This is a genomic window from Streptomyces sp. NPDC091377, assembly GCF_044757045.1.
Taxonomy (GTDB): domain Bacteria; phylum Actinomycetota; class Actinomycetes; order Streptomycetales; family Streptomycetaceae; genus Streptomyces.
On record NZ_JBIVUE010000004.1, the window covers coordinates 120541 to 133182 of the forward strand.

Below are 12642 nucleotides of genomic sequence, written 5' to 3' on the forward strand. Positions count from 1 at the left end.
CGACTTGATCAACCCGGTCAACCCGATCACGTTGATTGACCCGATCACGTTGATTGACCTGATCGCGTTGCTTGACTTGTGTGACGTGCTTGACCCGGTCTACTGCACATTGACCGTGAACGTGGACGTCGTGTTTCTGATGTCCACCGCGTTGTTCTCCAGGCGCAGCCCGATGAACGTCGCCGAGCCCACCGCAGGCCCCTGCCCCGGTTCGGGCAGTTCGTTGGCCCAGATGCCGAAGCCGGACTTGGCGTCGTAGGCGTCCCCGCTCTTCCGTGCCCCGGTGATGGACACATCGGTCAGGACGGTGTCCTGGACCCGGTTCTGCGGCTGCCCGCCGACGTAGTTCGTCTGGAACATGATCCCGCTGTAGGTGGGATCGACGATGTCGACGTCCGTCACCCGGATCGCGGTGAACGTCCTCGACGCCGAGAACATCCAGATGGCGCCGAAGGTCTGGCTGCCCCAGAAGTGGCCGCCCGCCCGGACCAGCGAGGCGTTCTCCACGGTGGTGCGGCCCGGTCCGAAGCCGTTCATCGGGTAGCCGAAGTCCAGGGAGCTGATGGTGATCCCGGAGTAGACCAGGGTGTCCGCGATGTACAGGTTGCGGAACACGTTGTTCTCACCGCCGTAGACGGCGATTCCGGCCGCGCGCCAGGTCAGCGTCGACGTCAGGTTCTCGTAGACGTTGCCGGTGTTGTTGCCGCCGCCGTTGTCGGTGGCGGCGAACAGGGCGAAGCTGTCGTCGCCGGTGGAGCGGGCCTCGTTGTTCTGGACGAGGTTGTTCTGCGACCCGTTCGTCATGTTGATCGCGTCTGCGAACGTGTCACGGATCCGGCTGTTCTTGATGGTGACGTTGTCGCTGTTGGCCGCCCAGTACAGACACATCTGGTGCTCGACCCACAGGTTGTCCAGGGTCAGGTTGCTGACATTGGACAGATCGCCGAAGACCTTGCCGGGGCCGTCGTTGCGGGAGTCGTAGTTGCCGAAGTAGGAGAAGTTCGCGAACGTCGAACCGTTGGCGGAGCTCTCGATCCGGAAGCCGACGTCCGTGTTGGACTGGGCGGCGGGCGCGGCGAACCGGCTGTACCAGGGCCCGGCACCGACGACCCGTACCGCCTTGCCGTACACATGGAACTTGCTGGACGTCTGATAGGTCCCGGCGGGCAGGTAGACCCCGATCAGGGTGCCGGTGGTGTCCATCCGCACCCGGTCCAGGGCGTTCTGCACGTCCTGCTGGGTGAACCCGGACGGGGTGGTGTAGCGGGCCGGGTCGGGGTTGGCGATCTGCGCGACGCGCTCGGTGTTGATGAAGTCGATCGCGTAGCGCGAGGTGTTCGCCGCGTCCTTCTGGAGCCGGATCCGCGCGCCCGCCGGGACGGTCGAGTCGAGCATGACGTTGGCCTCGTCGTAGATGTGTCGCGGCGGGCCCGCACCCGGCGAGTTGCTCGGGCTCGCCTCGGCGCCGTACAGCCATGAGTACTTCGAGGTCAGGTTGATCGCCTTGTGGAAGGTGCCGTTGACGTACACATTGAGCGTGGAATCAATACCGCCGCCGCCCGCCGAGTCCGGGAGGGAGAACCGGGTGACCAGGGTGTTGGTGGGCTCCTTGGTGGTCCACTCGACGTAGTTGCCGGTGTTGTTGAGGGTGACCGCCCTGCGCCCGGACGCCTCGCCCGCGAGATCGCCGACGGTGCGGTTGGGCCCGACCGTCTGGGCTCCGCCGCCGAGCACCCCGTCCTCCGCCTCGTAGGCGGTGTACGGCAGATTGGCGCCGCGGCCCACGAACAGCGGTGTGGTGCTGGTGTTGTTGGCCCGTTTGACGGGCAGTTCGTTGGCGTCGTCGGCGATCACCGTACGCACTGTGTACTTGCCGTTCACGGCGGTCCAGGAGCCCAGCGCGATCGGACCGCTGGTGGCGCCGGCGGCGAGGGAGCCGGTGTAGGTGCCGGTCAGGGTGCGGACCGTGCCGCCGGACTCGTTGAGCACGGTGAGCGTGACGGGGTGGGCGCCGCCCGCGGAGGCCACGGTGCCCTGGTTCTTCAGGGTGATGCTGAAGTTCACCGTGCTGCCCGCCGCCGGGTTGTCCGGTGACCAGCCGACCGGCGCCGCCACCAGGTCCGCGCTGTCGACCGGCCGCACCACCAGCGCGCCGGCCGCGGTGAAGGAGTTGTTGGTGTCGTTCTGCTCGACCACCGTGTTCGCCTCGTCCACCCGCGCGGTGAGCTGGTACGACCCCGCGTCCCGGGTGCCGATGGAGGTGGTGACGTCGGTGGCCGCGCCGGCGGCGAGGGCGCCGACGTTCGCGGTGGCGACCCGGGTGGTGCCCAGGTAGAAGGCGACCTCGCTGGCCGGGGAGGCGGCCGAACCGGTGTTGGCGACCCGCGCGGTCAGGCTCACCGGGTCGGTCTCCACCGGGGAGGCGGGGGAGGCGGTCAGCCCGGTCACCGTCAGATCCGGGTTGGGCGCCGGGTCCCCGATGACCTGAAGCTCACCGATCTGCCCGCCCGGGGCACCGGTGTTGCTGTTGATCCGCACCTGTACGTCGGCGGTGCGCGCGGTCACCGGGATGGTGACGGTGTTGCCGGTGCTCGGGCTGAAGCCGCGGTCGGCCGCCTGGACCAGGGTGGTGTACCCGGTCGCGTTCTGCTCCCTGCCCAGGATCTGGATGTTCTGGGTACGGGCGCCCCAGACCGGGTCGGGGTTGAGTTTGATGACGACCTGGGAGATGTCGGCGTTGGCGCCGAGCCGCACGGTGAGTGTGCTGGGCCAGACGCCGCTCGCGCCCTCCCAGTAGGTGTCCACGTTGTTGTCGACGGCGTTGGTGCCCACGAAGGTGTGCACATGCCCGGACTCCACGACCGGCTTGCCGACGGCGAGGTTGGTGGCGAGGATCCCCGCGTCACCGGTGGTGGCCGCCTCGGTGCTCGGCGGCGAGGTGTTGCCCGCCGCGTCCTTCGCGCGCACCCGGTACGTCACCGTCGCCCCGGCCGGCCGCTCGTCGGTGAAGGAGGTGACGTTCCCGGCCACGCTCGCGATCCGCCGGTTGTCGGCGTGGATGTCGTAGCCCGTGACCTTCTTGTCGTCACTCGACTTCTGCCAACTGACCTTCACCTCGCCCGACGTGGCCGCCTGCACGGTCAGCCCGGTCGGCGGCGTCGGCGCCTGGGTGTCGCCCTCGGCCGCCTCGCGGGTCACGGTGTTGCTCGCGGCGGACTGGTTCCCGGCCGCGTCCCGGGCGGTGACCCGGTAGGACAGGGTGCGGTCGGCGGGCTGGTGGTCGGTGTACGACGTCACGTTCCCGGCGACCGTGGTGCGCAGCACGCCGCCGAGGTAGACGTCGTAGCCGGTGACCTTCGTGTCGTCCCGCGCGGCCCGCCAGTCCAGCGCGACCTTTCCGGACTCCGGCCGGCTCAGCTTGAGCGCACTGGGTGCGGAGGGCGGCGCGGAGTCGCCGGTGGCGGGCCCGTACACCTCCAGTTCCCCGAGGCGCCCGCCGCTCTGCTTCGACGCCCCGGTCAGGGCGAGCCGCAGATGGCGGGTGGTCGTGGTGTCGAAGCTGATGGTCGCCCGGTTGCCGGTCTCCGGGCTGAACTCGTACGTCGTTGCGGCGACCAGGTCGGTGCGGTGCTTGCCGTCGGTGCTGCCCTGCACCTTCAGGGACTGCGTCCGCGCGTCGAATCCACCGGGCAGCCGCATCACCACCCGGTTGACGGCCACGGCCGCGCCGAGGTCGGTCTCGATCCAGGGCGCGGAGTCCGTCCTCCCGCTCTGCCAGTAGGTGTCCCGGTCGGCGTCGGCGGCGCCCGGGGCGGTGTGCCCGGCGGCGGAACTGCTGGCCCGCAGCCGCTTGCCCCGCGCCAGGTCACCGCTGCCGCCGTCCGCCCGGTGCGCCTCCAACTCGGCGAGCTGACCGGCGCCCGCGACACTGTTGCCGGTGATCTCCACCCGCAGATAGCGGGTGTCGAGCGCCGGGAAGCGGATCGTCACGGTGTTGCCGTCGCCCTCGGTGAAGGCGTACGTCGCCGACGGGACGAGCACCCGGAAGGCCGTACCGTCGGCACTGCCCTGGACCGCGAGCGTCTGCTTCCGTGATCCGAAGCCCTCGGGCAGCTTCAGCACCGCCCGGTCGATCTTGGTCCTGGCGCCCAGGTCGATCTGCGCCCAGGCGGGGAACGCGCCCCGGTCGCTCTGCCAGTAGGTGTCCCGGTCGCCGTCGTCGAGCGCGGCGGCCGAGTGCCCGGCGGCACTGCTCGCCGCCTTCGCCGTGGCACTCGTGAGCGCCGGACCACCGCCGTCGGCCGCCACCGCGGGCAGCGTGGGCCCGCCGACCGCCACCAGGCTGCCCGCCAGCGCCGGCGCGAGGACGCGCCATCTCAGCCGCCGACTGCTGCTGTCGCTTCTGCCGCTCTTGCCGTTCTTGCTGCTTCTGCCGCTCATCGTGCTCCTCGTCCGCAGGGTGGGGGTGAGGGAGGGGGCCTCGCTGCTATCAGTAAGTTGCGAGAGGTTGATCGTGAGAAGCGTTGTCATGCAAGTAATTTGCGTGAGCTTGTTGAAGAGTTGCAGAAGCGGGCCGCCGCGTCCATGCTCATGACAGAGATCGGGTGGGGGCGGGTCCCGACATGACGGCGCCGGGGAAGCTCTGGTGGCTTCCCCGGCGCTCAGGTCGGTCAGAGGGCGCAGGTCAGGGGGTGCAGGTGACTCCCGAGCACTGGCCGGCCTGGCCGTTGCCGGTGGCGCGGTTGCCGCCGCCGTCGATGGTGCCCTGGTCGGCGAGGACGCCCCAGCCGCCGTTGTCGCGGGAGATGTTGTTCCGGATGGTATGGACGGCCTTGGACACCGCGATGCCGTCGCCCTGGTTGGCGTTGGTGGTGTTGTCGGCCAGGAGGTTGCCCAGGCCGGACGGCGCCTCGCCGTCGAGGTAGATGCCGCGGGAGCCGTTGCGGTTGGCCTGGTTGTGTTCCACGGTGTTGCCGCGCGAGTGGCCCAGGCTGATGCCGTCCCCGGTGGTGTCGTTCGCGGTGTTGGAACGGATCAGGTTGCGGTCCGAGTAGCTCAGTTCGATGCCGCCGGTGTTCTCGCTGACGTCGTTGCCGGTGATCGTGGAGCCGTGGGACCACTGGAGGACGATCCCGCTGTCCCCGCCGCCCCGGAGGGTGTTGGAGAGGAGGCGGTTGCCGGTGGAGTCGGAGACGCTCAGCGCCGCGTCCGAGTTGAGCGCCGCCGTATTGCTCTGGACCAGGTTGTCGTGCGAACCGAGCCGAAGGACGATGGCGCCGTCACTGCTGCCGTCGACGCTGTTGGACAGCAGGGTGTTGCCGCCCGAGCCTTCCAGTATCAAGCCGGTGTCCCCGCTCCCGGCGATCGTGTTGTTCTCGAAACGGTTGCCGGTCGAGTCCTGGACGAAGACCCCTTCACCCTGATTCTCGGTGATCGTATTATCGGCGATCACATTGTCACTGGAACCGCCGATCAATGTGATGCCTCTCTGGGCCTGACGGTCGATGACATTGTGACGGACGCGGTTGTCGGTGTCCGCGTTGTTGAGTTCCACACCGGAGAACTCGTTGTTCCGGATGGTGAGTTCTTCCACGACATTGCCCGACGTTCCGGGGTTGAGCCGCACCCCTTGGTCGAACTCCTGCACGCTCGCGGGAGCGCCGGCGCTGTTCGTGACGGTGACCTGGTCGAACCCGTCGTTGCGGATCCCGGTGCCGAGCCCGACCCCGTCCACGGTGTGTCCGCCGAGGTCGATGGTGATGCCGTTGCCACCGACGACCAGGCCGTCACCGGGGCAGTTGAGCAGGTCGGCGGTGAGGACGACGCTGGTCGTGACGGTCTGGCCGCAGGAGAGTTGCACGGCGTGCGCCGTCGTCGCGGGCGTCAGCGCACCGATCAGTGCGGTGGCCCCCACCGCTGCGGACAGCCCTGAAGACAGTTTTCCGGAAAGGCGGATCATGCCGAAGACTCCTTCTGACATGGCGTCGCGAACCGGCCTCACGGGCCGGACCCGGCCTCTTGAGGCACGCGACAAGGCGGACGTCCCGCCTCCCGCACAGCGTCAAACGAAAGTATGCCGAAGGCTATGGAAAGGCAAAGATTGACTTAAGACGGGTGAAGGATGACGCAATTGTCCGAGGCTTCAACTGCATGATCCCGCACCCGCGTTTTCCCGGCGAATTACCGGCCCGGAGACGGAATTCAGCCCGACCGTGCAGCCCGCCACGGTGGTTCGTGGTTCGGGGCCCGCGGTCACGGCTTCCGATCGCCACTTCCGCGCCTGGGTTTCCGAACCGGCGCCGCATGCCCCCCGGGGGGCCGCGCGGCTCACCGCTCGGGCTCGTACTCCCAGCGCTCCGCGAGGAGATCGGCGGCTGCTGCGTCCTTGGCCAGCACCTTCTTCGCTGCTTCCAGCAGGGCTCGGTCATTGCGTTCGGCTTCTGCGTGCCGGGGTGCTTTGCGGGCCATGGCCCCGGCACGTGTGCTGTCCGTGGTGATGGAGGAGTTCGGAGGACCCGACGTCCTGCGAGCCCGGCAGGTCGAGGATCCCGTTCCCGGCCCTGGTCAGGTGCTGATCGAGGTGGCGTACGCGAGTGTCACGTTCGTCGAGACACAGGTCAGGTCCGGCAACGGTCCTTTCGGCAGGCCCGCGTTGCCCCGGGTGCCGGGCAACGGTGTCGGCGGCCGGGTCCTGGCCGTCGGTCCCGGTACGGACCCGGCCTGGAGGGGTACGACGCTGGTCGCGACCACGGGCGGGGAGGGCGGGTACGCCGAACGGGGCACCGGCGCGCGCCGACGACCTGGTCCCCGTCCCCCCCCGGGCCTCGACCTCAAGGACGCGGTCGCGCTGCTCGCCGACGGGCGCACCGCGCTGCTGCTGCACCGGCAGGCGGAGATCAAGCCGGGGGAGTTCGTCCTGGTCGAGGCGGCGGCCGGGGGCGTCGGCAGTCTCCTCGTCCAACTGGCGCTGGGCGCGGGGGCGCAGGTGATCGGCGCCGCCCGAGGCGCGCGCAAGGCCGAGCTGATCAACGCCCTGGGGCGCGGCCCACGTCGACTACTCCGAGCCCGACTGGCTCTCGGTCATCCGGAAGCTGTTCCGGGTTCCGGGCCAGCGCACCCTCGCCATTACGCTCTGGATGATGAGCTTCATGGCGGGCGGGGCACTCGGCCCGCTCGTCGGCGGGGTACTGCTCCCGTTCTTCTGGTGGGGCGCGGTGTTCCTGGTCTCCGTACCGACGATGGTCCTGTTGCTGCTGACCGGCCTGTTCCTGGTGCCCGAGTTCCGCACCGGCGGCTCCGGGCGGCTGGACCTGGCCGTCGGCGGCTCCGGGCCCTCCTCCGTCGGCTTCGTCGTCGCCGGACTGGCGATCGGCACGGTGTTCGTGCGGCGCCAGCTACGGCTCGCCTCGCAGTACCTCCAACTGGTCCTGGACTTCAGCCCCTTGGGCACCGGACTGATCGGGGGCGCGGCGCCACCGGAGCGCGCGGGGTCCGCCTCGGCCCTCTCCGAGACGGGCGCCGAACTCGGCGGCGCTCTGGGCATCGCCGTCCTGGGCAGTGTCGCCACCGTCGATCGCCGACCGTGCTCACGGAAAGGAAGGACTCCCCGCGCAGCCTGGAACTCGCCCCCGACGGCAGCAGGGTGGCCGGTCCCACCGCCGCGGAGGTGATCGCCCGGTACCAGAGCGGCCCGGAACAGGCGGCTGCCCGGGTACGCCATATCCAGGCGGTCGGCGCGGCGGAGGGTTTGGACCTGGATCTGCACCGGGCCCGGCCGGTCGACTCCTACGACGCCCACCGCCTGGTCCATCTGGCGGCCTCGCACGGTACGGCCGACCGGGTCCTCGAAGCGCTGCTGCACGGGTACCACACCGGCGGCCTCGACATCGCCGCCCCCGCGGTCCTCGAAGCGCTCGGCATCGAAGCGGGCCTCGACCCCGCCGAGGTGCGCCGGGTGCTGGACGGCGACCTGTTCGGCGACGACGTACGCGCCGACGAACGCGAGGCCGTCCGGCGCGGGATCCAGGGCGTTCCCACCCTCGTCATCGACGGAGGTCCCCCGGCCTCCGCCGTGCAGGACCCGGTCACTCTCGCTCGTCTGCTGGGGAGCCCGTCCCCTCCGGATCGAGAGGTCCTCGGTCGAGGCGGAAGAAGAGACACCGGAGGACCGCGAGCGGTCAAGGCAGCAGGGGCGGGACGGGTGCAGAAGGGGAGGCGAGACTCGCGGGTGCCGCGGTCATGAAGGCGAGCTTGTGCTCCTCGACATGCTCGTTGACCTCGACGTCGCCGATCTCCCGCCACACCGCCTGATTGAGTGCACGACCGTAGGCACGCACAGGGGCGTGCAGGTCCGCGTGGCTGAGCAGCACGAGGTGACGTTCAGCGATCCAGAGCCTGGTCATGGCATCCGAAGCGGCACTGCGCCAGTCCGCGTCGTCGCCCCAGGCGTCGGGACGGCTGTAGGCCGCCCGTTCCGCGTCCTGGGCGCAGGCGATGAAGTCCTTGATCACCTCTGTCTGCTCCGCCCTGCGCGCCTCGCTGGTGGCCGAGGCCCGGCGCCATTCCTCCAGGCGTTCGGCGGAGCGCTGAGTGGTGTGCTGGGAGAGCGCTGTCAGTCCGCTGCCGAGGGCGACGCCCACCAGTGAGAGGATCGGTGCCCACACGTCCATCGCCACGCGGCGCCCCCTACGGCGGCGTCCGGTCGGCGGCCGTGGGCCAGGTAGCCCAGTCGCTGGTACAGGGCCCGGGCCCGTGGATTGCTCTCCTCCACCGCCAGTTCGGCCCTCCGCTCACCTGGTGGCGGCGTCCAGGAGGGCTTCGGCGGCGGCCCTCGCCTGTTGTGCCGTGTCCTCGGTGCCCGTGAGGGCGGCGGTGGCCATCGCGCCGTTGGCGAGCAGGGCCAACTGGGCGGCGAGCGCTTCCGTGGCGGCCGGCGGGACGTCGGTCTCCGCCAGGAGTTCGGCCAGCCGGGAGCGCAGGCCGAGTTTGTTCTCGCGGGCCACCGCCGCCACGTTCGCCGAGACCCCGCCCATCTCCCCGTAGGTGTTGATGAAGAGGCAGCCGCGGAAGGCGGGGTCGGCGAACCAGTCGGCCAGGAAGTCGAACACCGCGAGGACCCGGGCGCGCGGGTCGGTGCGGGCGGCGACGGCCCGCTCGATGGCCGCGGTCACCGCGTGGTCGCGGCGGCGCAGTACCGCTTCGAGGAGGTCCGCCTTCGACGGGTACGCCTGGTAGAGGCGCTTGAGCGGGACCCCGGACGCGGTGCGGATGGCGTCCATGCCGACGGCCTGCACACCACGCTCGTTGAACAGGGCCTCGGCGGCGTCCAGGACGCGGATCCCGGCGCTCTCCTTGTCCATTCCGCGATCTCCCCTTGCATTGAGAACCATCGTTCTCTACCTTAGCGGATAGCGAGAGAACGACCGTTCTCGGCTCATTCCAGGGGGTAGTCATGGCTGTTTCGACCAAGGCGCTCGACGTGCGGTACCGGACGGTGGACGTCGACGGTGTCGAGGTGTTCTACCGCGAGGCGGGCGACCCCTCCCGTCCCGCGCTGGTGCTGCTGCACGGGTTCCCGTCCAGCTCGCACATGTACCGCAGGCTGCTCGCCGAACTCTCCGACGAGTTCTGGCTGATCGCCCCCGACTACGTGGGGTTCGGCCGGTCGGCCACCCCGCCGGTCGACGGGTTCACGTACAGCTTCGAGAAGCTGACCCAGGTGACGCTCGGGCTGCTGGACCGGATCGGGGTGCCGCGGTTCGCGCTGTACGTGCAGGACTACGGCGCGCCGATCGGGCTGCGCATCGCCGCCGCGCACCCGGAGCGGGTCACCGCGCTGGTGACGCAGAGCGGGAACGCGTACCAGGAGGGTTTCACCCCGTTCTGGGACCTGCTCTTCCGGCACGCGGCGGACCGTGCCCCCCACGAGAGCGCCGTGCGGGAACTGCTGACCCTCGCGTCGACCCGCTGGCAGTACGAGCACGGCGTCCCGGCGGACCGGCTGGACCGGATCGCCCCCGAGGCGTGGCTGCTCGACCAGGCGGGACTCGACCGGCCCGGCAACCAGGAGATCCAGCTCCAGCTCTTCTGGGACTACCAGTTCAACCTTGAGCAGTACCCGCGCTTCCAGGAGTACTTCCGCACCCACCGCCCGCCGACCCTGGTGGCGTGGGGCGCGAACGACGAGATCTTCGGGCCCGCGGGCGCCGAGGCGTTCGCCCGGGACCTGCCGGACGCGGAGATCCACCTGCTGGACGCGGGACACTTCGCGCTGGAGACGCACGGGACCGAGATCGCCGCTCTCGTCAGGGACTTCCTGCGGCGGAACGTGGCCGGGTGAGCCGCACCGGCCGCTGTGTCGGACGCCGTATCGGCCGTCGGGCCGGGGCACCCGTCTCCGGTGGAGCACGGGTGCCCCGGACGCCGGTCAGCCGAGCCGGTCGGCCACCTGCTGGCGCAGGGCGGGGAGGGTCTCGTAGAGCTTGCCGCCCGGGCAGGCCGTCACGTTCACGTCCCGGTGGCTGGAGATGACCGGCACGGTGAGCGCCTTGCCCGCCGGGTGCGGGTTGGTGCCGCCCCCGCCGGCCGAGACGAGCTGGGTGGAGCCTTGCGGGTTCAGCTGGTACTGGCCCACCTTCCAGGCGAGCAGATCGGCCAGGCTCTTGTTCATGGCCTGGCTCGGCTTCGGGTCGGGGCCGGTGTTCTCGCCGCCGTCGCTGTTGTTGGGCTCGAAGTTGCCGAGCGCCGCGACGCCGAAGGTGTTGGTGTTGAAGCCGGTCGCGTGGCCGCCGAGGATGCCGGGGATGGAGGTGCTGGGCCGCATCTGGATCGAGCCCTTGCGGCCCTCCCAGATGCCCCCGAAGCGGTCGACGACGAAGTGGTAGGGGAAGTCGCCGTAGCCGAGGACCGTGATGTGGTGGACGTAGATGCCGTTGATGATCTGCGGCACCTGCTGCTGGCTGTACGAGTTGTTCCCCGTCACGGTGTGATGGACGAGCGCCGCCTTGAGGGAGGGCTGGGTCTTGTACCCGGGGTCGGCCAGCGACTCGTCCGCGCCCCAGTCCTGCCGCAGCTTCACGACCGGCTGCACGGGCTGGACGGCGGGCTGCGCGGAGCGCCGCTGACGGTCCGGGGCGGCGGAGGCCGGGCTCTTCGCCGGGTCGATGAACGACAGCCGCAGATCCTGCGGCAGGCTGCCCTTCGGAGCCGTGAAGCGGACCTCCACCCCGTCCGCGTCGTCGGTGTAGAAGGCGGGCGCGCCGGCCCGCTTCGCCTCCTCGGCCACACCTTCCTCAAGCTCCAGGGGGACCTCCCGCCAGGACTCCCAGGCGCCGTCGCGGTGGATCCGCGCCTCGGCGGTCAGCCCGCTGTCGACGGCGGACTCCTTCTTCCAGCTGAGGCCGAGCGACGAGAAGCGCTCCCCGGTGATCTCACCGGTGGAGAACACCTTCCCGGACCGCGACGCGGCCTTCGCCGACAGGGTGCCGGAGGGCCTGCCGGCGTGGTCGGTGAGCCTGGCCTCTTCGACCCGGGAGGAATCCGCTCCCGTCGCCCCGATCGCCGTCGCCCTGGTTGTCTCCGTCGCCGCGGTGCTGGTACCCGTGGCGAGGAGGGGCGCCGTCAGTGACACCACGCCGAGAGTGATCGCGGGGACCGTCTTACGAAAATGCATGGATTTCCCTAGGTCGTCACCATGTCTCAAGTCGCGTCACGAGGAGGCGCGGTGGGGAAAACAGGTCGGTACCACGCCGGACTCCTACGCCTTGAGAACCTCGGTTCATCCTACGATCGGCGATTCTGTCCGACCGTCAGAAATCGCCCTGGGCCGCTGGATTGAGGATCGCCGGGGGATGGCCGGGGGACGGCTCGGGGAACGCCCGGGGAAGGCCCGGCGATGGGCCCCGGATTGGCTCCGGATTGGCCCCGGATGGCCCCGGATTGACCGAGGTTTAGCCGGGCATTGACCCAGGGGGTTTTCTCCGCTCCGCGCGGGGCGGGCCCGACGCCCGGGACAAAAGGGCGTCCGCGCTCTCCTCGGCGAGGGATTCCGCGTGGGCGGGCAGCGGCGTCCCCGCGCGTAGATGGCGGCGGACCAGCGCCAGGGGGAGGTCGACCAGGGCGAGGGTGATCCGGTCGGCGGCTTCGGGGCCGCGGAGGTCCAAGGCGGCGGCGAGGGCGGTGAGCGCCGCGTGGACGCGCTGGTTGCCGGTGTCCGCGCGACGGCGCTGCGGTGCGGGCCAGTGGGCGCGGTCGAAGGCGTCCGCGCCGTGCAGCAGGACGGCGGCCCGCTCGGGGTGGGCGCGGCTCCAGGCGACCACCTGACGGGCCGCGTCCCGGGCGGCCCGCGCGGGGTCACGCCCAGCCGTGCCGAGAGCGGCGAGGTAGCTCTCCTGGAAGCCCTCCACACCGCGCAGCCAGGTCTGGGCGAGCAGATCGGCGCGGCCGGCGAACCGGTGGTAGGCCGAGCCGCTCGGGGCACCCACCTCCGCGGCGACCGCGGACATGGTCACCGCCGCCGGACCGGCCGCCGCGGCCCTGCGCACGGCGGCGTCGAGGAACTGGTCGGTGGTGAACCGCGCTGGCCTGGCCATGTCGTAGAGAGTAGTCTCCAGAATATTAGAGGCTGGTCTCTGAAAAGGTGGG

Annotated in this window: 10 protein-coding genes and 2 pseudogenes; 4 read left to right on the forward strand and 8 right to left on the reverse strand. The window is 70.4% G+C overall.

Annotated elements, in window-relative coordinates; all coding sequences use genetic code 11:
- Positions 1 to 99: 99 nt before the first annotated feature.
- From ACIQNG_RS10915 to ACIQNG_RS10925, 3 genes are all read right to left on the reverse strand, one after another.
- Positions 100 to 4440 carry a discoidin domain-containing protein gene (locus tag ACIQNG_RS10915; RefSeq protein WP_401484447.1) on the reverse strand — a complete coding sequence of 1447 codons (4341 nt, stop codon included), beginning with the start codon at positions 4438 to 4440 and terminating at the stop codon, positions 100 to 102.
- Between the two features lie 244 nt (positions 4441 to 4684).
- On the reverse strand, positions 4685 to 5959 hold the full coding sequence (locus ACIQNG_RS10920; RefSeq protein WP_401484025.1) for a nitrous oxide reductase family maturation protein NosD: 1275 nt from the start codon (positions 5957 to 5959) through the stop codon (positions 4685 to 4687).
- A gap of 368 nt (positions 5960 to 6327) precedes the next feature.
- Positions 6328 to 6468 carry a hypothetical protein gene (locus ACIQNG_RS10925; RefSeq protein WP_401484026.1) on the reverse strand — a complete coding sequence of 47 codons (141 nt, stop codon included), beginning with the start codon at positions 6466 to 6468 and terminating at the stop codon, positions 6328 to 6330.
- A gap of 28 nt (positions 6469 to 6496) precedes the next feature.
- Between ACIQNG_RS10925 and ACIQNG_RS10930 the strand changes: the two are divergent.
- The 3 genes and pseudogenes from ACIQNG_RS10930 to ACIQNG_RS10940 all read left to right on the forward strand — a co-directional run.
- A pseudogene (locus ACIQNG_RS10930) lies at positions 6497 to 6682 on the forward strand (NADPH:quinone reductase); the annotation flags it as partial.
- Positions 6683 to 7139: 457 nt separating this feature from the next.
- Complete coding sequence (locus ACIQNG_RS10935; protein WP_401484470.1) at positions 7140 to 7670, forward strand: hypothetical protein; 531 nt, start codon at positions 7140 to 7142, stop codon at positions 7668 to 7670.
- Positions 7583 to 8242, forward strand: coding sequence for a DsbA family oxidoreductase (locus ACIQNG_RS10940; protein WP_401484449.1), 660 nt, complete (start codon positions 7583 to 7585; stop codon positions 8240 to 8242). Before ACIQNG_RS10935 ends, ACIQNG_RS10940 begins: the two co-directional genes overlap by 88 nt.
- Here the strand turns inward: ACIQNG_RS10940 and ACIQNG_RS10945 are convergent.
- From ACIQNG_RS10945 to ACIQNG_RS10955, 3 genes and pseudogenes are all read right to left on the reverse strand, one after another.
- Entirely contained in the window at positions 8178 to 8675 is a 498-nt protein-coding gene (locus ACIQNG_RS10945; protein ID WP_401484028.1) for a hypothetical protein, read from the reverse strand. The genes ACIQNG_RS10940 and ACIQNG_RS10945 overlap by 65 nt on opposite strands.
- Before the next feature lie 17 nt (positions 8676 to 8692).
- A pseudogene (locus ACIQNG_RS10950) lies at positions 8693 to 8794 on the reverse strand (GNAT family N-acetyltransferase); the annotation flags it as partial.
- A complete protein-coding gene (locus tag ACIQNG_RS10955; protein WP_401484030.1) occupies positions 8790 to 9359 on the reverse strand; it encodes a TetR/AcrR family transcriptional regulator in 570 nt (189 codons plus the stop codon). The gene ACIQNG_RS10955 and the pseudogene ACIQNG_RS10950, both read right to left, overlap by 5 nt.
- Positions 9360 to 9451: 92 nt before the next feature.
- Between ACIQNG_RS10955 and ACIQNG_RS10960 the strand changes: the two genes are divergently transcribed.
- Positions 9452 to 10339, forward strand: coding sequence for an alpha/beta fold hydrolase (locus tag ACIQNG_RS10960; protein WP_401484032.1), 888 nt, complete (start codon positions 9452 to 9454; stop codon positions 10337 to 10339).
- Between the two features lie 87 nt (positions 10340 to 10426).
- On the opposite strand, the gene ACIQNG_RS10965 is transcribed toward ACIQNG_RS10960, so the two are convergent.
- Together ACIQNG_RS10965 and ACIQNG_RS10970 are read right to left on the reverse strand one after the other, a co-directional pair.
- Positions 10427 to 11671: an N-acetylmuramoyl-L-alanine amidase gene (locus ACIQNG_RS10965; RefSeq protein ID WP_401484033.1), complete on the reverse strand. Its 1245-nt coding sequence runs from the start codon at positions 11669 to 11671 to the stop codon at positions 10427 to 10429.
- Positions 11672 to 11948: 277 nt separating this feature from the next.
- Complete coding sequence (locus ACIQNG_RS10970; RefSeq protein WP_401484035.1) at positions 11949 to 12590, reverse strand: TetR family transcriptional regulator; 642 nt, start codon at positions 12588 to 12590, stop codon at positions 11949 to 11951.
- Positions 12591 to 12642: the final 52 nt, after the last annotated feature.